This window comes from Blastomonas natatoria (assembly GCF_003201955.1).
In the GTDB taxonomy this organism is placed as follows: domain Bacteria; phylum Pseudomonadota; class Alphaproteobacteria; order Sphingomonadales; family Sphingomonadaceae; genus Blastomonas; species Blastomonas natatoria.
The window spans coordinates 81,087-106,425 of sequence record NZ_QJJM01000010.1; the positions used below are offsets into that span (position 1 = coordinate 81,087).

A 25,339-nucleotide genomic window follows, 5' to 3' on the forward strand; every position below is an offset into this window, starting at 1 on the left:
CTTACCAGGCGATCTGGAAGCCGCCGCGCGCGCCCACCGAACCGCTGTTGAAGCCGGTACCGATACCGGCGGAAACCGAAGCGTTCTCCCCAACCCGGGCGGAAATCGCCATGGTCAGCGAGGCTTGGTCCTCATAATAGCCGACGCCGCCCGACAGCGCAAAATTGGTGCCTGCAGGCAGGGCGGGCGATTCCATCGCCAACGCCATGGCCACGCCCTCGTTCGCACGGTTGATCGCGCGGCGGTTGACCTCGGTCAGGTCGAACAATGTGTTCACCTGGCCGGTGAGCGCCGTCACCTGAGCGTTGGTGGCGAAGCTGTTGACCGAAGGCCCTGCGCCCAGCGTGCCGCTGGCATCGGTGGTGACGATCGAGGTCGCACCGCTCTGCGCCGCAGTGCTGGCGGCCAGATCGCCGATCGTCACCGAGCTTCCCGTGCCGCCCAGCTTGATCTGGTTGGCACGGTTGGCAGTCGCCCCATTACCGATCGCGACCGAGTTTGTGAACGCCGCCGAGCTCTGGTTGCCGATCGCGATGGCACCGGCGCCCGAGGCGATTGCCGCCTCACCCACCGCGATCGAGCGGACGCCCGATGCCACGGCAAGATGGCCGAGCGCGGTGGCCCGTTCCGCCGTCGCTTCCGAACGCCAGCCATAGGCGGTGGCGGCGGTGGCGGTGGCCAGCGCCTGGCCGCCGACAGCGGTGGTCGATGCACCGGTGGCCTGGGTCGCGCGGCCCGAGGCACCGTCGCGGTTGCCGCCGATCGCGATTGCGTCGCCGCCGCTGGCCAGCGCCGTATTGCCGATGGCAATGGCGTTGGTGCCGCTGGCGACCGACTGGTTGCCGACAGCAACGCTGAGGTCACCCGACGAGGCTGCCGCCTCACCCACGGCGGTCGAGCGCACGCCGCTGGCATTGGCGAGATGGCCGAGCGCCGTGGCGCGTTCGGCCACCGCTTCGGCACGCCAGCCAAAGGCCGTGGCGGCCGTGGCAGTGGCCAGCGCGCGTCCCCCGACGGCCGTGCTCGATTGCGCTGTGGCGGCAGCGCTGAGCCCCATCGCGACCGCCTCGATACCCGTTGCGCGCGAATCGTTGCCGATGGCGATGGCGCCAGCGCCGGAGGCAACGGCTCCAAGCGCATCCGCATCACCCCCGTCCTCGCCGATGGCAATCGATTGGGTACCGGTCGCGCGGGCGTTGGAGCCATAGGCCGCCGATCCCGCTCCGGTCGCTTGCGCGCCAGCACCTACAGCGGTGGAGCCCGATGCAATCGCCCCTGCACCGACAGCCGTTGCGCCGGAGCTCAATGCCTGCGCACCCTCACCCACGGCGGTGGCATCGGCCGCGCTGGCAGTGGCACCGGCGCCGACTGCAGTCGAATCCTGCGCAGAAGCCGAGGCGCCCGCTCCAACCTGCGTGCTGCTACCGCCTGCACCGGCAAATGCCGTGGCCGGCGCAACTGCAACTGCGGTGATGTTGCCAGCCGAATCGACCGTCAGGAAGAATTGCTGGCCGGCGGGGACATTCCCGCCAAGCCCCGCAAAGCGATAGCTGTGATTGGCCGTCCCCAGAACGATCTGGTTCGCAGCAGTAGCGGATGCACCGTTGCCGATCGCGACCGAATTCATGAACCCGGCCGATGCGGTGTTGCCGATGGCGATCGAGAAATCGCCACTGGCGCTTGCACTCTTGCCCAGGGCGAGCGAACGGACCCCGCCCGCGACCGCCTGATGGCCGACGGCCAGCGACAATTCGCCGGTTGCCCGCGCCTGCCAGCCAAAGGTCTGCGCCCCACGTCCCGAAGCAACCGCCTCCCCGCCAACGGCTGTGGCGTGAAAGCCGCTGGCGTTGGCCAGATCGCCGATCGCGACAGCATCCTCATCCGTCGCGCTGGCCTGATTGCCGACAGCCACCGATGTAAGGGCGGTGGCATTGGCAGCCTCGCCCACGGCCAGCGAGCGGACGCCGGTTGCATTGGCGAGGTGGCCCAGCGCGTGGGCGCGTTCCGCATCCGCATTGGATCGCCAGCCAAAGGCGGTCGCTCCTGGACCGAAGGCATCCGCCTCGCCGCCAATGGCGACGGTCGAGTTGCCGATTGCACGGGCACCGGTACCGGCATCGTCACCGCCAATGGCCAGCGCATCCACGCCTTCTGCCCGGGCATTGTCACCGGCTGCAATCGCCGATGCCCCTGTCGCCGCTGCGCCCGCTTGCGTGCTGTTGACCGCGAAATAGTTCAGCCGGGCAGCATTGCCCGACGTGGTGGCTGCCACTGCATTGAGCTGACCAAGATTGACCGCGTCGGTAAGCGAAGTGCCGGCCGCGACATTGGTGATCTGGCGTTCGCCGCCGGCATTCCCCACCGAAACCGTTCCGGCCCGATCTGCGACAGACCCCGAGCCGAGAGCCACGGAGTTGAGCGCCGTCGCCTGTGCGCCATTGCCTAGCGCAGTGCCCAGATCAGCCGACGCATTGGCACGGCTACCCAGAGACACCGAGTTTGCCCCGCCTGCCTGTGCGCTCTTGCCGACGGATGTCGCCTCAAGCCCCGCCGCATTCGCCTGATGCCCGACCGCTACTGCAGTGCGGCCCGAAGCGTTCGCCTGCCAGCCAAAGGCCTGGCTGCCTACGCCCGATGCGACGGATTCGCCGCCGATGGCAGTGGCATGGAAACCGCTGGCATTGGCGAGGTCTCCCAGGGCCACCGCATCTTCCTGTGTCGCGCGCGCGCCATTGCCGATCGCGACCGAGGTGCCGAGCGACGCAGCGCCAGAGGGTGTCGCACCCGATGTGGCCGTTGTCGCATTCTGGCCGATGGCAATGCTGCTCGCCTCTGCCGCGATGCTCCCCGCGCCGATCGCCACGGCGAAGCGTCCGCTGGCCGCCGAGACATCGCCGATGGCAACGCCTGCAAGGCCCGATGCATTGGCAAACGACCCGAAGGCTGCGGAACTCAGACCCGACGAGGTCGCGGAATAGCCCGCAGCAACCGATTGTGTGCCGGCCGATGCGGCAAGATTGCCCATGGCCGTGGAATTGACCGCCGAAGCGTTCGCCCTGCTACCCAGGGCCGTGGCATTGGCACCGGCTGCCTGCGCACTCTTGCCGATCGATGTCGCCTCAAGCCCCGCGGCATTCGCCTGATGCCCGACCGCTACTGCCGTGCGCCCCGCAGAATTGGCCTGCCAGCCAAATGCCTGGCTGCCGACGCCCGAAGCCACCGACTCCCCCCCGATCGCGGTAGCGTGGAAACCGCTTGCGTTGGCGAGGTCACCCAGCGCCACGGCATCTTCCTGCGTGGCGCGCGCGCCATTGCCGATCGCGACGGCCGTACCGAGGGACGCCGCGCCCGAGGGCGTGGTGCCGATGGTGGCGGTGGTCGATCCAGAACCGATGGCAATGCTGCTGAGCGAGGAGGAGACTGCATTGGTGCCGATCGCAACCGCGAAATTGGCCGAAGCATTGGCGGAGTCGCCAAAGGCATGCGATTGCGCGCCGGATGCTGCAGCGAAAGTGCCGACGGCGGTCGCAAAATTCCCGGAAGCGCTGGCTGCAGGGCCGATTGCCGATGACTGGACCCCCGTCGATACCGAACGCGCACCCACTGCCACGCTGAAGCTGCCCGATGCCGTGCTCTGGTTGCCGACCCCAGTCGCGCCGGGCCCTGAAGCGGTGGCATTGACGCCGCATTCGGTGCTTTCAGGCACATCATCGGCGTTGCCGGCAATTCCGTCGGGTCCAGGATTGACGTTGCACGGTGCCGTGGCATCAGCATGCGCCGGGCTCGCGATCGCGATGGCGGCGGCGCTGGACGCCAGGAACAGCGATATGCGCAACGCGCTCGCGTTGTAGGGGAGATTTTTCATGGGTCCGCTCCTTGCTCACTGACAAGGCGGGTTTGCCCCCGGCTATCATGCTACTCATGCGACCCTGTTCGCCGAGCGGTCATTCACCAGCCGGACGCGAGCCTAGCAGAGCAAGGCTGATGCGCAAGCCCAAGAAATCAGCACAAATTTGTCATGGCAAAGTTCAATGGTTTCCGGCGCGTTCAATCCTTGCTATCGGGTGCCGGGGTCCGAACTTCCGAACATCAACGGCTCGTCAGAAAGCGTGAAATTGCCTGAACTCGTCTCTTTCGAACCCGCCACCGGCAATCGGCTCTGGTCCGGCCCGCATGGCGATGTCGATGCCGAAGTCGCAACCGCCCGTGCCGCCTTTCCCGAATGGGTGGCCATGGCTGTCACCAAGCGGATCGAACTGTGTCGCCGCTTCGCCAATCAGGTGCGCGCGCGCGCCGAGGAAATGGCCGAGCTGATTGCCCGCGAAACCGGCAAGCCGATGTGGGAATCGCGCACCGAAGTGGAATCGGTTGTCGCCAAGGTCGATATCTCGGTCGCCGCCTATGCCGAGCGCACCTCGCAGCGCAAGCTGGACAGCGCGCTGGGCGGCACCATGGCATTGAGGCACAAGCCGCATGGCGTGATGGCGGTGCTGGGCCCTTACAATTTCCCTGCGCACCTGCCCAATGGTCATATCATTCCTGCGTTGATCGCGGGCAATGCTGTGGTGTTCAAGCCATCGGAAAAAACCCCTGCGACAGGGGCGATGCTGGTCGAGTGCCTGCATCAGGCCGGCATTCCCGAAGGCGTGGTGCGGCTGCTGATCGGCGGCGCGGACGAGGGCAAGGCGCTGGTCGCGCACGAAGACGTCGATGGCGTGCTGTTCACCGGCTCTGCCACCACCGGAATCGCGATCAACCGCTCGCTTGCCAGCCGCCCGGACAAGATCGTCGCGCTGGAAATGGGCGGCAACAACCCCATGGTGATCTGGGATACGCCGTGCATCGCCGATGCTGCGGTGCTGATCGTCCAGTCGGCCTTTACCTCGGCGGGTCAGCGTTGTTCTGCCGCCAGCCGCCTGATCGTGCGCGACACGATCTATGACGCCGTGATCGCCGAGACCAAGAAGCTCGCCGACCGGCTGGTTGTCGGCAAGCCGTTCGACGATCCGCAGCCGTTCATGGGCCCGGTGATCGACAACGCGACCGCCGACGGGCTGACCGAAAGCTTCCTCTATTTCCTCAGCAACGGTGGCCGCGTCATCAAGCATCTGGTGCGGCTGGACGATAACCTGCCGTTCCTGTCGCCCGCGATCATTGATGTCACCAACGTCAAGGATCGGCCGGATATCGAGCTGTTCGGCCCGCTGCTGCAGGTGGTCAAGGTCAGCTCCTTCGAGGAAGCCGTGGCCGAGGCGAACAATACCCGGTTCGGCCTGTCCGCGGCTCTGGTGGGCGGCAGCCCGCAGCATTACAAGCAGTTCTGGGCGAACATCCGTGCCGGGATCGTCAACTGGAACCGCCCGACCAACGGCGCCTCTTCCAAGGCTCCGTTCGGCGGCGTCGGGCTGTCGGGCAATCATCGCCCCAGCGCCTATTATGCTGCCGATTACTGCGCCTACCCTGTCGTGTCGAACGAGATGGAACAGCCGCGCGCGACCATCGGCATCGGGCTGAAGTCGGACTGAATCGGGACCCGCTCGCCGGGTTCCTTCGCAGCTGCAAAAGCAAATCTAACCCCCTCCCAAGGGGTTCTGCTTTGCATCCCGACGCCTCACGGACCAGATGCACCGTTGGAAAGGACCAACGGCATGACACATCCCCATCCAGGCCAGAAAGCCGCGCCCGGCACCGTCTGGCTGGTCGGCGCGGGCCCCGGCGATCCCGATCTGCTTACGGTTAAGGCCGCGCGGATCATCTCGCGCGCGCGGTTGATCGTGCACGATGGTCTGGTCGATGACGCGATCCTGGCGCTCGCCCGGCCGGATGCGCAGCTGATCTCGGTTGCCAAGAAGCGCGCGCGCCATACCCTGCCGCAGCCTGACATCAACGCGCTGCTGATCGAGCAGGCGCGTGCCGGCCATGATGTCGTTCGCCTGAAGGGCGGCGATCCGTTCATCTTTGGCCGCGGCGGTGAAGAGGTCGACGATTGCCGCGCCGCCGGTGTGCGTGTCGAAGTGATCCCCGGTATCAGCGCCGCCAATGGTGCCGCCGCTGCCGCTCAGCTGCCGCTGACCCATCGCGATCTTGCCAGCGCGGTTACCTTTGTCGCAGGCCAGTGCAAGGGGCTGACCGAACAGGACTGGTCGGGCCTCGCCGGAAAGGGTCGCACGCTCGTCATCTATATGGGCGTCGCTACCGGCGATGCGATCGCCGAAAAGCTGATCGCCGATGGCCTGTCGCCCGATACGCCCGTGGCAGTGCTGGAGAAAGGCACCCGCGCAGACATGCGCACGCTGCGGACGCTGCTCACCGACCTCGGCCCGATGATCGCGCGCGAACAGGTAGTGAGCCCGGCGCTGATCGTGATCGGTGATGTCGTGACCCGCGCAAACGCCACCGACTGTCTGCCCTCGCTCTTCGCCCAGCATCTGGAGCCCGTTTCATGAAGATCCTGACCGGTAACGACCTGAAGACCGGCGACGTCATCTGGTGGGCGGGCGATACCCGCTGGTCGCGCCATCTGGCCGACAGCGTCGATGCGGGCGACGAGGCCGAGGCGATCCTCAAGCGCGAGGAAGCCGCGCGCCGCGTCAACGTGCCTTATGTGGTCGATGGCAAGCAGACCGATCAGGGCCCGATGCCGCTGCACATCAAGGAGCGCATCCGTGCGTTCGGCCCGACGGTGCGCACCGACCTTGCCATCAACACCAGCATCCCGATCGTAAAGGTCTGAAACCATGTATCAGTATGACCAATATGACCAGGCGATGGTCGATGCGCGCGTCGCGGAGTTCCGCGATCAGGTGCGTCGCCGCCTCGATGGCAGCCTGCCCGAGGAGGAGTTCCGCCATCTTCGGCTGAAGAACGGCCTCTATCTGCAGCTGCACGCCTATATGCTGCGCGTCGCCATTCCCTATGGCACGCTCAATTCGAAGCAGATGCACATGCTCGCCCATATCGCGCGCAAGTATGACAAGGGCTATGGCCATTTCACCACCCGGCAGAATATCCAGTATAACTGGATCAAGCTGGAGGACGCACCCGACATTCTCGCTGAACTGGCGACGGTGGAGATGCACGCGATCCAGACCAGCGGCAACTGCATCCGCAACATCAGCTCGGACCAATTTGCAGGGGCGGCTGCCGACGAGATTGCCGATCCGCGCCCCTGGGCCGAATTGCTGCGCCAATGGTCGACCTTCCACCCCGAATTCCAGCTGCTGCCGCGCAAGTTCAAGATCGCGGTGATCGCCTCGCCCTCCGACCGAGCGGCAATGCGGCTGCACGATATCGGCATCGAGCTGGTCAAGAACGACGCAGGCGTGCTCGGCGCAAAGTTCTTCGCGGGCGGTGGCATGGGCCGCACCCCGATGATCGCGCCGATGATCCGCGAATGGGTCCCTGCCGAAGAGCTGATCAGCTATGCCGAGGCGTGCCTGCGCGTCTACAATCGCCATGGTCGCCGCGACAACAAGTACAAGGCGCGTATCAAGATCCTGGTCCACGAAATCGGCGCCGACGAATATCGCCGCCAGGTCGAGGAAGAGTTCGCGCACATGAAGACGCTGGGGCTCGATCCGCCTGCAGCCGAGCTCGAGCGGATCAGCGCCTTCTTCCGGGACCCGCCGTTCGAGCAGGGTCTGAGCGACGATATTGACCGGTCGGACCCGGACTTCGCGGTTTGGGTCGATCAGAACACGCATCCGCACCGCGTGCCGGGCTACACCTCGCTGACCATCAGCCTGAAGCCTGCCGGCGGCATTCCCGGCGATGCCACGGCCGAGCAGATCGACCTGATGGCCGAGCTGGCGCGCGACTATGCGTTCGACGAGCTGCGCGTGACGCACGCGCAGAACATCGTGCTGGCGCATGTCCGCAAGGCCGATCTCTACGCGATCTGGCAGAAGCTCGACGATGCGGGGCTGGCGACGGCCAATCTCGACCTGATCGGCGACATGATCGCCTGCCCGGGCCTCGATTATTGCAGCCTCGCCAATGCCCGATCGATCCCGGTCGCGCAGAAGATTTCGGAGCGTTTTGCCGATACCGGACGGCAGCGCGAGCTGGGCGAGCTCAAGCTCAAGATCTCGGGCTGCATCAACGCCTGCGGCCATCACCATGCCGGGCATATCGGCATTCTCGGCGTCGACAAGAAGGGGCTGGAAAACTACCAGCTACTGCTCGGCGGATCGGGCGCGGAGGATGTCTCGCTCGCCAGGATCGTTGGCCCCGGTTTCGACGAGGACGGCATCGTCAACGCGGTCGAGACCGTCACCAACGTGTATCTCGGCGCCCGCGAACCTGGCGAACGCTTTGTCGACACCTATCGCCGCATCGGCATGCAGCCGTTCAAGGAGGCGCTTTATGGCTGAGGCCGTGCAAGCCCATCTCCCTTCACCGTTTGTCCCGAGCGTGTCGAGGGACGTATTCGAACCGGTGGCGATCACGTCCCTCGACTTCGCTCGGGACAAACGGATGTGGGTAAGCGCCAAAGGAGATGATGCATGACCACACCGCAGATCCTCTATCGCGACGAACCCGCCGTGACCGACACCGCCATCCCGCTCGCCGAGTTCACTGCCGGCACCAATTCGGCCGCCGTCCGGATCGAGCCGGGCGAGGACGTGCGCGCGCTGCTGCCGCTGCTCGATCAGCTCCGCCTGGTCGAAGTGAACTTTCCGAGCTTCGGTGACGGACGCGGATTTTCCAGCGCGCAGATCCTGCGCGAGGCGGGCTACAAGGGCGAGCTGCGCGCGGTCGGCGATGTGCTGGTCGACCAGTTCGTCTTTCTGCGCCGCTGCGGCTTTGACAGCTTCGCGCCCAATCGTCCACTCGACCCGGACGATGTGAAGGCGGCCGAGGGCTTCTTCCCCGAATTCTACCAGAAGACCAGCGACGGCGTCGCCGCGATCTGGGCCAAGCGTCATCAGGTGGCATCATGAAGCAGACCGAAATCACGCCCCAATCTTCCGCCCCAGATTCGCGCCAGCGCGACCGGATCGATGCGGGACCGCGCTTTACCGAGCGCGACGCCATCCGGCTGAACAACATGTTCCGCGGCACCGACACGGCGGAAATGATGCGCACCGTGATCCGCGACGGACTGGTCGGCGATCTTGCGGTGGTCTCATCCTTCGGCGCGGAGAGCGCGGTGCTGCTGCACATGATTGCGTCGGTCGATCCCTCGCTGCCGGTGCTGTTCCTCGATACCGGCAAGCATTTTCCCGAAACTCTCGCCTATCGCGACACATTGGTCGCGCGGCTTGGCCTGACCAACCTGATCCTGCTCTCACCCGATGACCAGGACCTTGCCGGACAGGATGCCAACGGCCTGCGCTGGTCCTATGATCCCGATGGTTGCTGCGAGATCCGCAAGGTGCGTCCGCTGGCCAGGGCGCTGCTGAACTATGACGGGTCGATTACCGGTCGCAAGGGCTTCCAGTCCGCAACCCGCCAGGGTCTGCCCCGGTTCGAGATCGACACCAGCGACGCGCAGGGCCGGTTCAAGCTCAATCCGCTGGCGAGCTGGACCAAGGAGATGCTCGACGGCTATTTTGCCGAGCATGACCTGCCACGCCACCCGCTCGAGGCGCAGGGCTATCCGTCTATCGGTTGCGCACCCTGCACCAGCAAGGTGGCGCCCGGTGAAGACCCGCGCTCGGGTCGCTGGAAGGGCTGGGACAAGACCGAATGCGGTATCCACAGCGAAGTTACGCCGCTGCCAGGCACGGACGACGACAATGGCGCCAACGATCCGGTCTTCTGAAAACTGGTGAACGGGGCCGGGCCATCGCATTCCGATTGCAGCCTCTTCATGCGAAATTAACCACGCTGCGGCAGAGCAATGGCATGCAACGGGCCCAGCCGATCGAGCAGATTCTTTACATCAGCACGGTTTCACCGCGCGAAACCGTCGATCTGCCAGCGATTCTCGCGGTCGCTCGGCGCAACAATGACGCAGACGCGATCACGGGCCTGCTGATGTTCAACGGCAAGCGCTTTCTCCAGGTTCTGGAGGGGCCCCAGGATGCGGTCGAAAGAACCTTCGAACGGATCAGGCGGGATTCGCGGCACCGCGCTCAGGTCGTGTTGGCGCGCAAGACCGTGGAGCAGCGCGAATTCGGCGAGTGGTCGATGGCCTATAGAGACAGGTCACATCGCGACGGCGCAGAAATCGTGAACGACATTTGCAGCAAGACTGCTGCCGCCAACCCCAATTTGCGCGCAGAACTGGTCGCCTTCGCTCGCCAGCTGCAGGAATGATAGACTGTTTCTATTGCTGCGCAGCATGAATGACTTTCGCCCTGCGGTTGACAAAGCCGGACTTTGATCCCAATTCTCGTGAAGCAGGCCGGGCCCCTCTGGCGCAGCATTTTTGCAATGCTGCGTGATGTCGGACTGTGACGGGATGCGCACCATCCCGGGCTTCCGGCCCGGACAAAGTTCCGAAATGCCCGCGTATCCCGACCAATGCACCATCCATTGGAAAGGACGAAGACATGAAGAATATAAAGGCCGCCACGATCGCGGCTCTGTCAGTTGCAGGATTTGCTCTCCCCGCCACGGCCTCCGAATTCCAGGACATTCGCCATCAGGTCAATGTCCCCCACGGAGAACGTGAAGTCACCGCCGTCTATCAGCCCAAGACCATGGTCAGCTATCGCCAGATCGGGAACATGACCCCCAATCGCCAGAGCACCGCACGCTGCATGTGGAAGGCCGAGATCATGGTGGAGCGCCATCTCCAGGCGCCCGCCGGTCAGGGCAGCCACGTGGTCCGCACGCTGGTTCCCGCCAAGCTGATCGAAGGCTCTACCAACGGTCGCTGTGCCCAGGGCAAGGAGCAGGTCAGTGATACGCTCGCCCGCCGCGCGGACGAGGTGCGTCAGCATGTGCTGGCCGTTGCTGCCGAAGACCGCAACGCGCTGATGGCCGAACTCAGCATCGCTACAGGCAACCCCGCTAGCTGAAAACATATCCCATCCTCCCCGGGACCGACCCGGGGAGGATTTGTCTTCGCCCGCTTGCCATCGTCGGCCCGCTAGCCCATTGTCCGCGCAGATAAAAAATCTCGCAGGGAAGGACTGGCCATGGGCGCCAAAACACTGAAATTCGGTTCCATCGCGCTCGCGCTCGCCATCGCTCCCTGGGGCATGCCGGCCTTCGCCCAGGATTCGACCGAGAATTTCATCGTCATCATCGGCGGCACCAAGGTCGGCCATCTCGATGTCGTGCGCACCGGCGACACGGTGAAGATCGATTACGACTACAAGAACAACGGCCGCGGTCCGACAATGAAGGAAGAGCTCAAGCTCGATCCCAAAGGCATGCCCGTTGCCTGGAAGATCACCGGCAACTCGACCTTCGGCAATGCGATCAACGAGAGCTTCACGATGCAGCGCGGCACCGCGCGCTGGACCGATTCCACCGGCTCAGGTTCCGCCAAACCCAAGGGCCAGGCCATCTATGTCGCGCAGGAGGGCAGCCCCTGGGCGGCAGGACTTTATGCCCGCGCGCTGCTCGCCGACGACGACCGCTCGATCCCCGCGCTGCCCGGCGGCGCGCTTAGCCTGGCAGAGCTGGAAAAGGTGCAGGTCACCGGTACTGGCGGCGCCATGACCGTCACCGCCTATGCGCTGTCGGGCAACGATCTCGATCCCGGCTATTTCCTGCTCGACGACAAGGGCGCGCTGTTCGCGGCGATCAGCCCGCGTGCGGTGTTCGTGCGCAGGGGCTTCGAGGGCGAGGACATCAAGCTGCGCGATCTCGCGGTCAAATATTCGACCGAACGCTTCGTCAAGATGCAGGCCAAGGCCGCGCACAGCTACAAGGCGCCCGTGCGCATCACCAACGTGCGCGTGTTCGATCCGGTGTCGATGACGCTGACCGAGCCGAAAAGCGTTGTTGTCCGCGGTCGGCGCATTGCGGCGGTGCTGCCTGCCAACAGTCCCGCCACGCCCGGCGAGATCAGCATCGATGGCGAAGGCGGCACGCTGGTCCCCGGCCTGTACGAGATGCACGGGCATATCGGCCAGGAAGACGCGATGCTCAACGTGCTGGCGGGCATCACCTCGGTGCGCGACATGGGCAACGAGATCGACGTGCTCGACGGGCTGGTCGAACGCATCGAAAGCGGCGTGCTGGCGGGGCCGCGCATCACCAAATCGGGCTTTATCGAAGGCAAGTCACCGTTCAGCTCGAACAACGGAATTCTCGTCAACAGCCAGCAGGAGGCGATCGACGCTGCCCGCTTCTATGCCGCGCGCGATTTCCAGGCGATCAAGATCTACAACAGCATGAACCCCGAATGGATTCCGGCACTGGTGAAAGAGGCCAAGGCGCTGGGGCTGCACGTCATGGGCCATGTTCCCGCCTTCACCAATGCCGATGCGATGATCGCAGCCGGCTATGACGAGATGACGCATATCAACCAGGTGATGCTGGGCTGGGTGCTGGAACCGGGTGAGGACACGCGCACGCTGCTGCGCCTCACTGCCTTGAAGCGTCTGCCGGGGCTCGACCTGAACAGCGGCCGCGTCAATGCCACGATCCGCGCGATGGTCGAAAACAAGGTGACGATCGACCCCACCTTCGCCATCCATGAATCGCTGCTGCTGTCGCGCAACGGCATGATCAACCCCGGCATGACCGATTATGTCGACCATATGCCGGTCGGGGTGCAGCGCAGCGCCAAACAGGCCTGGGCGAAGATCGACGATGCGGCTGACGACAAGGCCTATCGCGGCGCCTTCGATCAGGTCGCGGCGGCCATCCGCAAGATGCACGAGGCAGGGATATTCCTCATCCCCGGCACCGACATGGGCGGCAGCTTCACCTATCATCGCGAGCTGGAACTCTATCAGAAGGCCGGCATGACGCCCGCGCAGATCCTGCGCCGCGCGACCTATGACATGGCGCAGTATCTGAAACAGGACCAGTCGCTAGGCAGCATCGAAAAGGGCAAGCTTGCCGATTTCTTCCTGATCCAGGGCGATCCGACCAAGGATTTGAAAGCCATCAAGGCGATCCGCATGGTCGCGAAGGATGGCGTGTTCTACTATCCGAGCGAGGTCTATCCCGAATTCGGCATCAAGCCGTTCGCGACCAGGCCCAAGGTGAAGCTGCCGAAATAGGCAAGGAGGAGAGAGCCATCTCTCTTCGTCACCCCCGCGAAAGCGGGGGTCCCGCTTGCTTTGCAGATCCGCTCCAAAAGCGGGATTCCCGCGTTCGCGGGAATGACGGGACGGGACACGGCTAAGAGGGCTTACAGCATCCGCGCCCAGAACTGCATCGGATGCGGCGTCTCTTCCGTCTCGCCGATATCGAGCCAATCGAAGCTCGCAACCAATCCCGGTACCTTGGCATAGCCGCGCTTGGCCCAGAACGCATCGAGAGGGCGATAGTCGGCTGGACGCAGCAGGTGATCCACCGGACGCTGCACCGCGCAGAAAAGGGCAACGTTCGCCCCCGCGGCCTTGCCCGCCGCCTCGCGATGATCGAAGAACGCGTGGCCAATGCCCTGCCCGCGATAGACCGGCAGCAGCACCGACTCTCCGAAATAAAAGGCCCGCGCGACGTCCCATCCGGCCGCTAGGAACGGCGCCTTGAACGCATCCTTCTGCGCAGCGAGCGGCGATGCCGTTGCCGCACCGACGATCGCAGCGCCATCGCGCGCGACCACCAGCACCGCATCGGGTGCTGCCGCAAATTCGGCGAGATATCCGCGCTCATAGTTCAGGTCGCCGTCATACAGATACGGCCATTCGCGGAACACCGCGATGCGCAGGCGCGCCAGCGCGTCGATCGCTTTTGCGATGCGGTGAGCCGGCAAAGTCTCGACCGTCACCGCCATCGCGTCAGGCCGCCTTGCGGATGACCACCGATCCCGCCGAATAGCCCGCACCGAACGAGCAGATGATGCCGGTATCGCCGGGCTTCAGATCCTCGCTGTTCAGGTGGAACGCGATGATCGACCCTGCGGACGAGGTATTGGCATAGCTGTCGAGCACGGTCGGGCTCTCGTCCTCGCTGGCCTCATGGCCGAGCACCCGCTGCGCGATCAGCCGGTTCATCCCCGCATTGGCCTGATGCAACCACAGACGGCGCAGCCCCTCAGGTGCAATTCCCAGACGCGCGATATGGTCGGTGATGAGATCGCCGACCATCGGTACGACCTCCTTGAACACCTTACGGCCTTCCTGAACGAACAGCTTGTCGGCGCTGTCGCGGCTCTCTGGCGCGGTACGATTCAAGAAGCCGAAATTGTTGCGGATGTTGTTCGAGAAGCGCGTCTTGAGCTGCGTGCCCAGGATATCCCAGTGGCTTGGCGGTGCGAAATCCGCCGCCTCGACCAGCACGGCGGTCGCGACGTCGCCGAAGATGAAATGGCTGTCGCGGTCGCGCCAGTTGAGATGACCCGAGCAGATTTCCGGGCTGACCACCAGCACGGAGCGGGCATTGCCGGCGCGGATGAAATCGGCCGCAGTCTGGATGCCGAAGGTCGCAGACGAGCAGGCGACGTTCATGTCGAAACCGAAGCCCTCGATGCCGAGTGCATCCTGCACCTCGATCGCGATGGCCGGATAGGCACGCTGCAGGTTCGAGCAGGCGACCAGCACCGCATCCACGTCTTTCGCATCGCGGCCTGCACGCTGCAACGCATCGCGCGCGGCGGCGACACCGATTTCGGCGAGCACCGAGATCTGGTCGTTGGGCCGTTCCTCGAAGCGCGGGCACATGACGTCGACATCGAGGATCGACGCCTTTGACAGGACCTTGCGCGCCTTTATTCCGCTCGCCTTTTCGATGAACTCGACCGAGCTCGGCTGCAACGCGGCCATCTCGCCTGCTTCGATTGCAGCCGCATGCTGCGCGTTATGCTGCGCAACATAAGCGTTGAAACTGGCGACGAGCTCTTCGTTGCTGATGCTGTCTGCCGGGGTGAAAAGGCCGGTCGAGGAAATGACGGGGCGGGCCTGGTTGTAAGCGGAAGTCATGAATCCGTAGGGTCCTGCACTATAGCTGGAGCGGGTTGGCGTCTTACTGCCGCAACACGGCCTTGGCAAGGGCCGCGACAGCAGATCGCCTCGCGATTTCCGGGTATGTTTTCCCGCTTGCGGTTTGCGGTGTGCCGCTCTTTGATGGAGCCAATCAAACAAGGAGCAGGACGCATGGAATATACGGACAAGGTCATCTGGATCACTGGCGCCTCATCGGGCATTGGCGAGGCACTGGCCGAGGCCTTTGCCGCGCGTGGGGCTGCGATGATCCTTTCGGGCCGCCGGACCGATGCGTTACAGGCAGTGGCGGATCGGCTGCCCACCGAGAGCCTGATCCTGCCATTCGAAACCACCGACCAGGCCGCGCTGCCGGGCATTGTTGAGCAGGCCATTGCCTGGAAGGGCGCGGTCGATGGGCTCGTCAACAATGCCGGGATCAGCCAGCGCGCGCTTGCCGTGGACAGTGCGCTCGCCGTCTATGACCGGATCATCGCAGTCGATCTGCTCGCGCCGATCTGGCTGACCCAGCTGCTGCTGCCGCACATGACCGCGCGCAAATCGGGGATGATCATTGGCATATCCTCGGTAGCTGGCCGCGCTGGGGTACCGCTGCGCACTGCCTATTGCGCTGCCAAGCACGGGCTGATCGGCTATCTCGATGCGCTGCGGGCCGAAACCGAGGCGCATTATGGACTCAAGGTGCATACCGTGCTGCCCGGATCGATCCGTACCGCCGTTTCGGCCAATGCCCTCGCGGGTGATGGCAGCAGCTTCGGCCATACCGACAGCGCGATCGCCAATGGCATGGACCCGGCGGAATGCGCGTCGCGGATCCTGGCGGGGATCGATGCCGGTGAACCGGAGATCCTGGTCGCCGAAGGCATGGAGGACATGATCGCGAAGCTGCGCATGAGTGATCCGCTCAAGGTGTTCGAGCTCGTCGGGTCGATCGGCGCGCAGATGGCAGCCAAGCGTGACGAGGAGAAGGCCGGGTGAGCGACGAGGCGCGCGCGCTGATTGACACGCTGGGACTGGCTCCGCATCCCGAAGGCGGCTGGTTCAGGGAAACCTGGCGCGGCGCCGCCGCCCAAGATGGCCGCGCGAGCGAGACGCTGATTTATTTCCTGCTCGAGGCCGGTCAGCGCTCGCACTGGCACACGGTCGATGCGACCGAGATCTGGTGCTGGCATGCCGGTCACGCAATCGCGCTTGGCCATGCGCCAGGCGACCAGGGGCCGGTCACATGGCACCGGTTGGGCCCGGATATCCTGCATGGCGAGACCGCACAGGCCGTGATTCCGCCCGGTCACTGGCAAGCGGCGCATGCCGACAAGGGCTGGGCGCTGGTCAGCTGCATGGTCTCGCCCGGTTTCGAGTTCAGCGGCTTCGTGCTGGCCGGGCCCGGCTGGGCGCCGGGCTGAGCGACCACCGCTCCCATCGCAGAAGACGCTTAATCAGACCCGGAAGGCGGACAGGATCACCCCGGCGTCCGGTCGAACTTCACCGCATCTTCGGCATAGCGGACCCAGGGCTGGGCGCTGCGGGTCCAGAAGTGCATCTTGGGATCCAGCGCACTGACGTCGTCAAGCGTTCCCGCCTTGACGAAATGCAGGCCCTGCTGGCTGGGCAGGTCGGACAGGATGGGCGAGCCGCAGGTCCCGCAGAAGCGCCGATAGACCGGATCGCCGCTCTCGCCGCAGTCCTCATAGGTCTTGAGCTCGCCGGTGATCGCAATCTGGTCATCACGCACGCCGATCAGCACGGACATCGCGGAACCCGCCTGTTTCTGGCAATTGCGGCAATGGCACACCGCACTGAGCAGCGGATCGCCCTCGATCTCGTAACGCACTGCGCCGCAAAGGCACCCTCCGGTAGTGGTCATATGCTTCCCCTTCCCCTCATCCTGCATCGATTGCAGCAAATTCCTGCCGCAGCATCTTAGTGCTGTCCTCCAGCATCAAGGATTCAACCATCGCGGCCACCATCGGCGCGCGCGACTGGACACTGACGGTCGCTTCGCAAGCCGCGCCTCCATCGCTTTGCGTAACGAGAGTCAGCAGGCACTGCCCCTCTGCCGACAGCCCCCTGGGCTTTGCATCGCGCACCGCGCTCCAGCTGCCATCGGCCCGTTGCGTCCAGACATCACGCTGGGTGAGATCGAGCCATGAGCCAATCACCGCACGGATCATGGCAGGCGCATCGACCGGCACCTGCCGGGTGATCGCGACATGGATTTCTTGCAGTGACGGACGCTCGACCGTGACCGCGATATCGCGCGATCCCTGTGCCTCCATCATCGCGGTGAGGAACGCCTCGTCCGTCCAGCGGGCAACCACCATCTCGACCGGCTGGGCAAAGGCATGCGCCTCCTCGCGTTTCAGCATCGCTTCCTCCTTGCAGCATCGATTGCGCTTGTTGACGGTTAGACTAGGCTGGCTGGCGATGTTGACAAGCTATCTTGCCACGGTGCTGCTGATCGAACTGACGCCCGGGCCCAATATGGCCTATCTCGCGGCGCTGACGCTCGGCCATGGGCGGCGCGCAGGGCTGGCAGCAGTGGCGGGCGTCGCGCTGGGCCTGACGGTGATCGGGCTTGCTGCCGCCATGGGCTTTGCCGCGCTCGTGGCTGCCAGTCCGATGCTGTGGAACGCCCTGCGCTGGGCGGGGACCGCCTATCTGTTCTATCTCGCCTTGGAGACATGGCGCGACGACCAGGAGACGTCGCCTGCCGGCATGCAGGGCACGGCACTGGAACATCGGCGTCATTTTCTGCGCGGGTTGATGACCAATGTCCTCAATCCGAAGGCGGCTTTGTTCTATGTGGCTATCCTGCCGCGCTTTCTGCCGGAACAGGATGCAGGCCTGGACGATGCCCTGCTGCTCACGGCGATCAGCGTCGCCGTGGCGACCGCCGTCCATCTGGCGATCGTGCTGCTTGCTGCAACGCTGCATCCAATGCTGAGCCAGCCCCGGCGGCTGCGCAGGACACGCCGGGTGCTTGCGCTTGGCCTCGCCGGAATAGCCATGTGGTTCCTGTTCGGCACCGCCTTGCCTCACATCTGACGGGAACCATCGCCCTCAGCCCCCGTAATCTGCCGCAGGACGTAAACCAGGCAAGGAGGCGAGCCATGATCCGACACGGTGAACAAGTCGAAATGAACAGCGAGGAGGCGAGCGGCGGCCAGAAGCGCAGCATCGTGCGCTATGTGCTGATGGTATCGCTCGGCCTTGCGATCATAGCCCTCAGCATCATCTGGATTACCGGCGCCGCGACCGGGCCGGCAAATCCTTCGCCCGACCCGCAGGAATCGGTATCGCGGCCGGTCGAACCGCCAGCAGGCAATTGAATTCGAAGCAGATCGTCAGTGCGCTAGCGCCGCTTCGGTTTCCGCCATCAGCGTGGCGATGATCTCGGCGGCGCTTTCCTCGCGGGTGACCATGCCGACCGACTGGCCCGCCATCAGCGATCCGTTCTCGACATCGCCGTCGATCACCGCGCGGCGCAGCGCGCCTGCCCAGAAATGTTCGATCTGCAACTGGGCTTCGTTCATGTCGATCCCGCCGGCATCGAGCAGAGCGGCAACCTCACGCTGCTTGGCGGTGAATTCCTCGGTGCCCTTGTTCTTGAGCGCACGGACGGGGATGACCGGCAGGCGCGGATCGACCTGAACGCTCGCAACCGCGTCGCGGGCATTGCCGCGCAGGAACGCCTTCTTGAACGCGGGGTGCGCGATCGATTCATGCGCGCAGACGAAGCGCGTACCAAGCTGCACGCCCGCCGCACCCATTTCCAGATAGGCAGCGATCGCGCTGCCGCGGCCAATGCCGCCAGCCACGAACACCGGCACCTCGTGCGCCACTTCGGGCAGGATTTCCTGTGCGAGCACGCTTGTGGACACCGGACCGATATGGCCGCCTGCCTCCATGCCCTCGATCACCAGCGCATCGACGCCCGAGCGGATGAACTTCTTGGCCAGCGTCAGCGCCGGTGCGAAGCACACGACCTTGGCGCCCATCTCCTTGATCGCCTCGATGCTGCCCTTGGGCGGCAGCCCGCCCGCCAGCACGACATGGCCGACACCATGCTTGGCGCACACCGCGATCAGATCCATCAGCTGCGGGTGCATGGTAATGAGGTTGACGCCGAATGGCCTGGTCGCCAACGCCTTGGTCGCGGCGATTTCGGTATCGAGCAATTCGGGTGTCATCGCCCCGCAGGCGATCACGCCGAAACCGCCCGCATTCGAGATGGCGGAGACAAGGTTGCGCTCCGACACCCAGCTCATCGCCCCGCACAGGATCGCGGTCTCGCTGCCCAGAAAGGCCGTGCCGCGCGCCATCGCGGAAGAGGTGAGCGGGTGGTTGGTCATGCTCAGGCCTCGACCGCGTCCAGCCCGTAGGCCGTGTGCAGCACGCGCACCGCGAGTTCGGTATAATCCTCTTCGATCAGTACGCTGACCTTGATCTCGCTGGTCGAGATAGCCTGGATGTTGACGCCGCGATCAGCCAGCGCCTTGAACATTGTCGAGGCGACGCCCGCATGGCTCTTCATGCCGACGCCGACCACCGAAATCTTGGCGACATTGGTATCCGGAATGATGCGGTTGAAACCGATCGATTCCTTGGCCTGCTCGAGCAGATCCATCGAGCGCGCGAGATCGGCGGCGGGCACGGTGAAGGTGACGTCGGTCTCGCCCTTGTCACGACCGACATTCTGGATGATCATGTCGACATTGATCGCGGCTTCGGCGAGCGGGCCGAAGATGTTCGCCACCGCGCCCGGCTTGTCGGGCACACGGGTCAGAGTGATCTTCGCCTCGTTCTTGTCATGCGCGATGCCGGTAATCAGCTGGCGTTCCATGTCCATTCCTTCCAGTTCTTCGTCGCTGACGATCATCGTTCCGGGGATCGTGTCCGCTGCAGGGGCATCGTCGTCGATGAACGACGAGAGCACCTGCACGCGCACGCCTTCCTTCATCGCAAGGCCGACCGAGCGGGTCTGCAGCACCTTGGCACCGACGCTCGCCAGTTCGAGCATTTCCTCGTACGTCACATTGGCAAGCTTGCGCGCCTTGGCGACGATGCGCGGGTCGGTGGTGTAGACGCCGTCGACATCGGTATAGATGTCGCAACGATCGGCCTTGACCGCCGCCGCTACCGCCACCGCCGAGGTGTCCGATCCGCCGCGGCCCAGAGTCGTGACCCGGCCTGCCTCGCTGACGCCCTGGAAACCGGGGATCACTGCGATGACGCCCTTCTGCATCTCGGCGATCAGCGCATCGGCGTCGATGCTGTCGATCCGCGCCTTGGCATGCGCCTCGACCGTGCGGATCGGCAGCTGCCAGCCGAGCCAGCTGCGCGCATTGGCGCCCAGCGCCTGCAGCGCGATGGCGAGCAGCCCGCTCGTCACCTGCTCGCCGCTTGCGACGACCACGTCATATTCGGCCGGATCGTAGAGCGGATTGGCCTCGCGGCAGAAATTGACCAGCCGGTCGGTCTCACCCGCCATGGCGGAGACCACCACCGCCACCTCGTGCCCCGCATCCTGCTGGCGCTTGACGATGCGCGCGACCCTGCGGATGCGCTCTGTCCCGGCCATCGATGTGCCGCCGAATTTCATGACGATCCGTGCCATTGCCCGTTCGTGCTTTCCCTTATGCGAAGTTCGCCCCTATAACCGGGCGCTGCCATAGAGAGGCCCCATCATGAACGCAAGCACCGCAACCGCCGAAGCACGTAGCGGAACCATAGATCCCAAAGAGGCTGCGCATTTCGGCCGGCTGGCAGCGGAATGGTGGGACCCGAAAGGCGAATCGGCGATGCTGCACAGGCTGAACCCGGTGCGCCTCGCCTATATCCGCGCGGCGATCGACCGGCACTGGCCCGAGGCAGGCGCGGCGCGCAAGCCGCTGGCGGGGCGCAGCGCGATCGATGTCGGCTGCGGTGCAGGCCTGCTTGCCGAACCGCTGGCCCGGCTGGGCGCGCAGGTAACGGCTCTGGATGCAGCGGCGGAGAATGTCGCGGCGGCGCAGGCCCATGCCGAAGCGATGGGCCTGGCGATCGATTATCGCAATGTCGATGTCGAGACGCTGGAAGGCGAGACTTTCGACCTCGTCACCTCGATGGAAGTGATCGAGCATGTCACAGATCCGGCCGCGTTCGTCGCCGCGCTGGAGCGCGCGCTGTCCCCCGGCGGACTGATGCTGCTCTCCACCCCCAACCGCACGCCAATATCCCGCCTCATGCTGGTCGAGGCGGCGGAGCGGCTGGGCCAGGTACCGCGCGGCACGCATGACTGGCACAAGTTCCTGACGCCGGAGGAAATGACCGCGCTGCTGAAGGACGCGGGCCTGACCGTGACCGACACGCGCGGCATCGCCTGGGACCCGATCAAGGGCCTGCACCTGAGCGACAATCTGGCGCTCAATTACCTGATGACGGTGGTGCGGGGTTAGGCAGCCCGAACGCTCTGATAGGCTGGGCGATAGCGAGGTTCGGGAACGGGCACGCCATCTGCTTCCAGACTTTCGACAAAGGCTTCGATAGCGATCGCAATTTCTGCGGCAGCCTGTTCAGGAGTCGCTCCATGCGCGCTGCAATGCTTCAGATCGGGCACGTCCGCGATCCAGCTTTCGTCCTCTGCCGACCAGAACAGATTGATATGGTAATGCGGCGTCATGCCTTATCATCCAACTTAAGCCCGTGAGCCTCGATAATAACAAGAAACTGCCGCACCTGATAGGGCTTGGCCAATTTGCCATCGGGTTGGGCGTTGATCCGGTCTCCGATGCTTTGATGCTTGTAGATATGGTGACTGCCTTTGACGCGATCCAGCGCAAAGCCATAAGCTATCAACAGCCGCTCGAACTCGGCGAAGCTGAGCGCGCTACCGCGCAGCAGTTTCTCCTGAAGTTTGCCGATCCGGGTCAATACATGCCGCCTTATTCGTCAAACCCGCCTTCCATATAGTCCTCGCGGGCGAGATCGCTGAACTTGGTAAATTCGCTTTCGAAGCGCAGCTGGACGTTGCCGGTGGAGCCGTGGCGCTGCTTGGCCACGACAACCGTAGCCTTGCCCTGCACCTTGAGGTGGCGTTCCATCCAGACCCGGTATTTTTCGACTTCCTCGGGCGTGCTGTTGTCGTCGGGAACGCTGGGCTGCAGCGCCTGATTGTAATATTCGTCACGGTAGATGAACAGCACGATATCGGCGTCCTGCTCGATCGAGCCGGATTCGCGAAGGTCGGACAGCTGCGGGCGCTTGTCCTCGCGGCTCTCGACCGCGCGGCTGAGCTGCGACAATGCCATCACCGGCACGTGCAGTTCCTTGGCGAGCGTCTTCAAACCCCGGCTGATCTCCGAAATCTCGTTGACGCGGCCCTCGTTGCGGCCCGTGCCCTGGAGCAGCTGGAGATAGTCGACAACGATAAAGCCGATATCGTGCTTTCGCTTGAGGCGTCGGGCGCGGGCGCGGAGCGCGGCGATGGTCAGGCCAGGCGTATCGTCGATGAACAGCGGCAGGTCTTCCAGCTCCTGGGAGGCGGCTACCAGCCGCTGGAACTCGTTGCGCGCGATCTGGCCCATGCGCAGCTTTTCAGAGCTGATCCGAGACTGTTCGGCCAGGATACGCGTCGCCAGCTGATCCGCCGACATTTCCAGGCTGAAAAACGCGGTCTTGGCGCCGACATTCTTGTCGTCCGCCACGCCCGCCGCCTTGTCGAGCCGCCAGCGGGCCGCGGCGTTGAACGCGATATTGGTTGCAAGCGAGGTCTTGCCCATGCCGGGGCGCCCGGCGAGAATCAGCAGGTCCGAAGGATGCAGACCGCCGATCTTGGCGTTGAGATCGGTCAGGCCCGTGGTCACGCCCGAGACATGACCGCCGCTGTTCAAGGCCTTTTCGACCATCGACAGCGCGGTGCGCGTCGCCACATTGAACTGCACCGCCCCGCTGGTATCGCCCTCGCCCTGCGCGACATTGTAGAGCGCGGCTTCGGCCAGCTCGATCTGCCCCAGCGGATCGACCGCCTCGCTGGTATCCATGGCCTTTTCGACGAGCGTGCGCCCGACCTGGATCAGCTCGCGCAGCAGGGCCAGATTGTAGATCTGTTCGGCAAAGTCGCGCGCGCCGATAAGCCCGCCGGCATCGCCGGTCAGCCGCGCCAGATACCGCATCCCGCCCAGCTCGGCGAGGCCTGCATCATTTTCGAAAAACGGCTTGAGCGTAACCGGAGTGACCGTCACGTTCTTGTCGATCAGCTTCATGATCTGCGCGTAAAGCCGCTGGTGAACACTTTCGAAGAAATGTTCCGCCTTGAGCCGCGCCCCGACCTCTTCGGCAATGCGGTTATCGATCAGCAACGCACCCAGAAATGCGGCTTCAGCCTCGATGTTGCGCGGCAACCGGGCCTCGGCGGATTCGCGCTGGGCAGGCGCGGCAATCTGAGGCGGAAGCGCGGGAGGCGGAGCGGGTTGTAGCAGGATGTCTTCGGGCATCCGGCCATAATCGCCGCTGGCGCTGTGGCGCGCAAGGCACTGGCGGCAATATTCGTGTGGACAAGGCCGGGGACAGCGGCAGTGGCGGGTTTTTCCGCTTGCCCCGCAGCACGGCTTGGGGGAAAGACTGGCCCCCATGTCCAACCCGCGCATCATCCATGTCGAGCTCGACGAGCAGACCATATTGTGGCGCAATGCGGATATCGAGCAGGAACGGCGCATCGCCATTTTCGACCTGATCGAGGACAATTTCTTCAAGCCTCTCAAGGCTTATCCAGACGGCTATGCCGGGCCTTTCCGGCTGCATCTGGCGGTATTCGAAGGGCGGCTGGCGATCACCATCTCGCGCGAGGATGGCAGCCATCTGGAAACGCTGGTGCTGGCACTGGGCCGCTTCCGCCGTCCGATCCGCGAATATTTCGCCATTTGCGACAGCTATTATCAGGCGATCCGCAAGGCGACGGCGCAAGAGATCGAGACGATCGACATGGCGCGGCGGGGCGTCCACAATGATGCAGCAGAACTGCTGGTCGAGCGGCTGCAGGACAAGATCGAGATCGACTTTCCCACCGCACGCCGTCTGTTCACGCTGATCTGTGTGCTGCACATCAAGGGCTGACCAGAGCCATCATGCGCCCATCCACCCTGAAACGCTGGACCATCGGCCTTGTGCTGCTGGCGCTGCTCGTCGCAGTGCTGGCGGGCCTCGTCTGGGGCGGCATCACCGGCTGGGCACCTTCGCGCAAGGACTATCCCGTTCAGGGCCTGTATGTCAGCTCTGGCGATGGCGATCTCGCCTGGCCGACCCTCGCGACCCTGGGTGCGGATTTTGCCTATGTGCGTGCCAGTGCTGGCGGAAGCTTGCGCGATCCGCGCTTTGCCGCAAACATCAAGGGCGCGCGCTCTGCCGGCATGCGCTATGGCGCTGTGCATGAATTCAGCCTGTGTGCCGACGAAGCGTCCCAGGCGCAGCAGTTCATCACCACCGTGCCGCGCGATCCCGACATGCTGCCGCCCGTGGTCAGCCTTGAACTGGACGAGACGTGCAAGACCCGTCCCGACCGCGCGATGCTGCTGGGCGAACTCAACACCTTGCTCAATCAGATCGAGAACCATGCGGGCAAGCCAGCCCTGCTGCGCATCGGCCGCGATTTCGAGGATGAATATCAGATCAGCGAGGGCCTGGCCCGCACGGTCTGGCTGATCGGCGATTTCGTGCCGCCCGATTATGCCGCCAAGCGCTGGGTCATGTGGCAATCGAGCAGTTTCTACCGGATCAATGGCGCGCCTGACGGCGTGCGCTGGAATGTGGTGCGACCATGAGTGAAGATACAGGCAGAACCGAATTGCTGGAGGCCGCGCGCAAGGCGGCGCTCACGGCCTATGCGCCCTATTCGGGCTTTCATGTCGGCGCTGCCTTCCGCTTCGATGACGGCACGGTCATTACCGGCAGCAATTTCGAGAATGCGAGCTACGGCCTTGCCATCTGTGCCGAAACCAGTGCCGCGATCGCTGCCAACCTTCAGGGGCGGAGGACCGGTCTGGTCGAGGTCGCGATCATGGGCGGGCCGATTGGTGCCGATGGAGATCTGGCCCCGGGGCCCCATCCGGTCACGCCCTGCGGCCGCTGCCGCCAGGTCATGAACGAACTTGCACAACTGGGCGGCACCGACCCGATCGTCTATTCGGGCCACGCGACCGGGTCGATAGAGCACCGGCTCTCGGTGCTCTTGCCAGCCGCCTTCGGCCCGGCCAATCTGGAATAGTCCTGTAAACCCGTCACCCTCGCGAACGCGGGGGTCCCGCTTCCTCATCCATAGCGGGATTCCCGCTTTCGCGGGAATGACG

The 25,339-nt window shown here is 64.4% G+C and carries 27 protein-coding genes; 17 read left to right on the forward strand and 10 right to left on the reverse strand.

Features of this window, described 5'->3' with window-relative positions; genetic code table 11:
• Window position 1: 1 nt before the first annotated feature.
• Window positions 2-3,865, reverse strand: coding sequence for a hypothetical protein (locus tag C7451_RS13495; RefSeq protein WP_110299493.1), 3,864 nt, complete (start codon window positions 3,863-3,865; stop codon window positions 2-4).
• 166 nt (window positions 3,866-4,031) lie between these two features.
• Here C7451_RS13495 and astD point away from each other — a divergent pair, with 166 nt between their 5' ends.
• The 9 genes from astD (at window position 4,032) to C7451_RS13540 (ending at window position 13,133) form a co-directional block, all read left to right on the forward strand.
• Window positions 4,032-5,525 (forward strand): succinylglutamate-semialdehyde dehydrogenase, encoded by a 1,494-nt coding sequence (astD, locus tag C7451_RS13500; RefSeq protein WP_279629499.1) that lies wholly within the window; start codon window positions 4,032-4,034, stop codon window positions 5,523-5,525.
• Window positions 5,526-5,648: 123 nt separating this feature from the next.
• Window positions 5,649-6,446 carry a uroporphyrinogen-III C-methyltransferase gene (gene cobA, locus C7451_RS13505; RefSeq protein WP_110299569.1) on the forward strand — a complete coding sequence of 266 codons (798 nt, stop codon included), beginning with the start codon at window positions 5,649-5,651 and terminating at the stop codon, window positions 6,444-6,446.
• The gene (locus C7451_RS13510; RefSeq protein ID WP_110299494.1) at window positions 6,443-6,733 is read left to right on the forward strand and encodes a DUF2849 domain-containing protein; all 291 of its coding nucleotides are present in this window, start codon (window positions 6,443-6,445) and stop codon (window positions 6,731-6,733) included. The genes cobA and C7451_RS13510 overlap by 4 nt, the downstream gene beginning before the upstream one ends.
• Window positions 6,734-6,737: 4 nt before the next feature.
• Window positions 6,738-8,372, forward strand: coding sequence for a nitrite/sulfite reductase (locus C7451_RS13515; RefSeq protein WP_110299495.1), 1,635 nt, complete (start codon window positions 6,738-6,740; stop codon window positions 8,370-8,372).
• Between the two features lie 132 nt (window positions 8,373-8,504).
• Window positions 8,505-8,942 carry a DUF934 domain-containing protein gene (locus C7451_RS13520; RefSeq protein ID WP_110299496.1) on the forward strand — a complete coding sequence of 146 codons (438 nt, stop codon included), beginning with the start codon at window positions 8,505-8,507 and terminating at the stop codon, window positions 8,940-8,942.
• Window positions 8,939-9,766, forward strand: a complete 828-nt coding sequence (locus C7451_RS13525) for a phosphoadenylyl-sulfate reductase (protein WP_110299497.1) — start codon at window positions 8,939-8,941, stop codon at window positions 9,764-9,766. The genes C7451_RS13520 and C7451_RS13525 overlap by 4 nt, the downstream gene beginning before the upstream one ends.
• Before the next feature lie 83 nt (window positions 9,767-9,849).
• On the forward strand, window positions 9,850-10,263 hold the full coding sequence (locus C7451_RS13530; protein ID WP_110299498.1) for a BLUF domain-containing protein: 414 nt from the start codon (window positions 9,850-9,852) through the stop codon (window positions 10,261-10,263).
• 236 nt (window positions 10,264-10,499) lie between these two features.
• Entirely contained in the window at window positions 10,500-10,970 is a 471-nt protein-coding gene (locus C7451_RS13535; RefSeq protein ID WP_110299499.1) for a hypothetical protein, read from the forward strand.
• A gap of 120 nt (window positions 10,971-11,090) precedes the next feature.
• Window positions 11,091-13,133, forward strand: a complete 2,043-nt coding sequence (locus tag C7451_RS13540) for an amidohydrolase family protein (protein ID WP_244181887.1) — start codon at window positions 11,091-11,093, stop codon at window positions 13,131-13,133.
• Between the two features lie 131 nt (window positions 13,134-13,264).
• On the opposite strand, the gene C7451_RS13545 is transcribed toward C7451_RS13540, so the two are convergent.
• Window positions 13,265-13,852, reverse strand: a complete 588-nt coding sequence (locus tag C7451_RS13545; protein ID WP_110299501.1) for a GNAT family N-acetyltransferase — start codon at window positions 13,850-13,852, stop codon at window positions 13,265-13,267.
• A gap of 4 nt (window positions 13,853-13,856) precedes the next feature.
• Complete coding sequence (locus C7451_RS13550; RefSeq protein WP_110299502.1) at window positions 13,857-14,996, reverse strand: beta-ketoacyl-ACP synthase III; 1,140 nt, start codon at window positions 14,994-14,996, stop codon at window positions 13,857-13,859.
• Between the two features lie 174 nt (window positions 14,997-15,170).
• On the opposite strand from C7451_RS13550, the gene C7451_RS13555 reads away from it, so the two are divergent.
• Both C7451_RS13555 and C7451_RS13560 read left to right on the forward strand, forming a co-directional pair.
• Window positions 15,171-15,995: an SDR family NAD(P)-dependent oxidoreductase gene (locus tag C7451_RS13555; RefSeq protein ID WP_110299503.1), complete on the forward strand. Its 825-nt coding sequence runs from the start codon at window positions 15,171-15,173 to the stop codon at window positions 15,993-15,995.
• A complete protein-coding gene (locus tag C7451_RS13560) occupies window positions 15,992-16,420 on the forward strand; it encodes a cupin domain-containing protein (protein WP_110299504.1) in 429 nt (142 codons plus the stop codon). The genes C7451_RS13555 and C7451_RS13560 overlap by 4 nt, the downstream gene beginning before the upstream one ends.
• Before the next feature lie 56 nt (window positions 16,421-16,476).
• On the opposite strand, the gene C7451_RS13565 is transcribed toward C7451_RS13560, so the two are convergent.
• Together C7451_RS13565 and C7451_RS13570 are read right to left on the reverse strand one after the other, a co-directional pair.
• Entirely contained in the window at window positions 16,477-16,881 is a 405-nt protein-coding gene (locus tag C7451_RS13565) for a GFA family protein (RefSeq protein WP_110299570.1), read from the reverse strand.
• Window positions 16,882-16,897: 16 nt separating this feature from the next.
• Window positions 16,898-17,383 carry a DUF2505 domain-containing protein gene (locus tag C7451_RS13570; RefSeq protein ID WP_110299505.1) on the reverse strand — a complete coding sequence of 162 codons (486 nt, stop codon included), beginning with the start codon at window positions 17,381-17,383 and terminating at the stop codon, window positions 16,898-16,900.
• 58 nt (window positions 17,384-17,441) lie between these two features.
• Between C7451_RS13570 and C7451_RS13575 the strand changes: the two genes are divergently transcribed.
• Both C7451_RS13575 and C7451_RS13580 read left to right on the forward strand, forming a co-directional pair.
• On the forward strand, window positions 17,442-18,062 hold the full coding sequence (locus C7451_RS13575; RefSeq protein ID WP_110299506.1) for a LysE family translocator: 621 nt from the start codon (window positions 17,442-17,444) through the stop codon (window positions 18,060-18,062).
• Window positions 18,063-18,127: 65 nt separating this feature from the next.
• Window positions 18,128-18,346 carry a hypothetical protein gene (locus C7451_RS13580; protein WP_110299507.1) on the forward strand — a complete coding sequence of 73 codons (219 nt, stop codon included), beginning with the start codon at window positions 18,128-18,130 and terminating at the stop codon, window positions 18,344-18,346.
• Between the two features lie 15 nt (window positions 18,347-18,361).
• Here the strand turns inward: C7451_RS13580 and C7451_RS13585 are convergent, their stop codons facing one another.
• Together C7451_RS13585 and C7451_RS13590 are read right to left on the reverse strand one after the other, a co-directional pair.
• On the reverse strand, window positions 18,362-19,369 hold the full coding sequence (locus C7451_RS13585) for an NAD(P)H-dependent flavin oxidoreductase (RefSeq protein WP_110299508.1): 1,008 nt from the start codon (window positions 19,367-19,369) through the stop codon (window positions 18,362-18,364).
• A 2-nt stretch (window positions 19,370-19,371) separates the two neighbouring features.
• On the reverse strand, window positions 19,372-20,634 hold the full coding sequence (locus C7451_RS13590; RefSeq protein ID WP_110299509.1) for an aspartate kinase: 1,263 nt from the start codon (window positions 20,632-20,634) through the stop codon (window positions 19,372-19,374).
• Window positions 20,635-20,704: 70 nt separating this feature from the next.
• Between C7451_RS13590 and ubiG the strand changes: the two genes are divergently transcribed.
• Entirely contained in the window at window positions 20,705-21,454 is a 750-nt protein-coding gene (gene ubiG, locus C7451_RS13595; RefSeq protein WP_110299510.1) for a bifunctional 2-polyprenyl-6-hydroxyphenol methylase/3-demethylubiquinol 3-O-methyltransferase UbiG, read from the forward strand.
• Here ubiG and C7451_RS13600 read toward each other — a convergent pair.
• Genes C7451_RS13600 through C7451_RS13610 form a run of 3 tightly spaced genes read right to left on the reverse strand, consistent with a single transcriptional unit; the run spans window position 21,451 to window position 23,491 of the window.
• Window positions 21,451-21,678, reverse strand: coding sequence for a type II toxin-antitoxin system HicB family antitoxin (locus C7451_RS13600; protein WP_110299511.1), 228 nt, complete (start codon window positions 21,676-21,678; stop codon window positions 21,451-21,453). The two genes, ubiG and C7451_RS13600, sit on opposite strands and share 4 nt — an antisense overlap.
• Window positions 21,675-21,929 carry a type II toxin-antitoxin system HicA family toxin gene (locus tag C7451_RS13605; RefSeq protein ID WP_110299512.1) on the reverse strand — a complete coding sequence of 85 codons (255 nt, stop codon included), beginning with the start codon at window positions 21,927-21,929 and terminating at the stop codon, window positions 21,675-21,677. The genes C7451_RS13600 and C7451_RS13605 overlap by 4 nt, the downstream gene beginning before the upstream one ends.
• 11 nt (window positions 21,930-21,940) lie before the next feature.
• Window positions 21,941-23,491 (reverse strand): replicative DNA helicase, encoded by a 1,551-nt coding sequence (locus tag C7451_RS13610; protein ID WP_110299513.1) that lies wholly within the window; start codon window positions 23,489-23,491, stop codon window positions 21,941-21,943.
• Window positions 23,492-23,627: 136 nt separating this feature from the next.
• On the opposite strand from C7451_RS13610, the gene C7451_RS13615 reads away from it, so the two are divergent.
• Genes C7451_RS13615 through C7451_RS13625 form a run of 3 tightly spaced genes read left to right on the forward strand, consistent with a single transcriptional unit; the run spans window position 23,628 to window position 25,257 of the window.
• Entirely contained in the window at window positions 23,628-24,110 is a 483-nt protein-coding gene (locus tag C7451_RS13615) for a UPF0262 family protein (protein ID WP_060980007.1), read from the forward strand.
• An 11-nt stretch (window positions 24,111-24,121) separates the two neighbouring features.
• A complete protein-coding gene (locus tag C7451_RS13620; RefSeq protein ID WP_110299514.1) occupies window positions 24,122-24,814 on the forward strand; it encodes a glycoside hydrolase family 25 protein in 693 nt (230 codons plus the stop codon).
• Window positions 24,811-25,257, forward strand: coding sequence for a cytidine deaminase (locus tag C7451_RS13625; protein WP_110299515.1), 447 nt, complete (start codon window positions 24,811-24,813; stop codon window positions 25,255-25,257). Before C7451_RS13620 ends, C7451_RS13625 begins: the two co-directional genes overlap by 4 nt.
• Window positions 25,258-25,339: the final 82 nt, after the last annotated feature.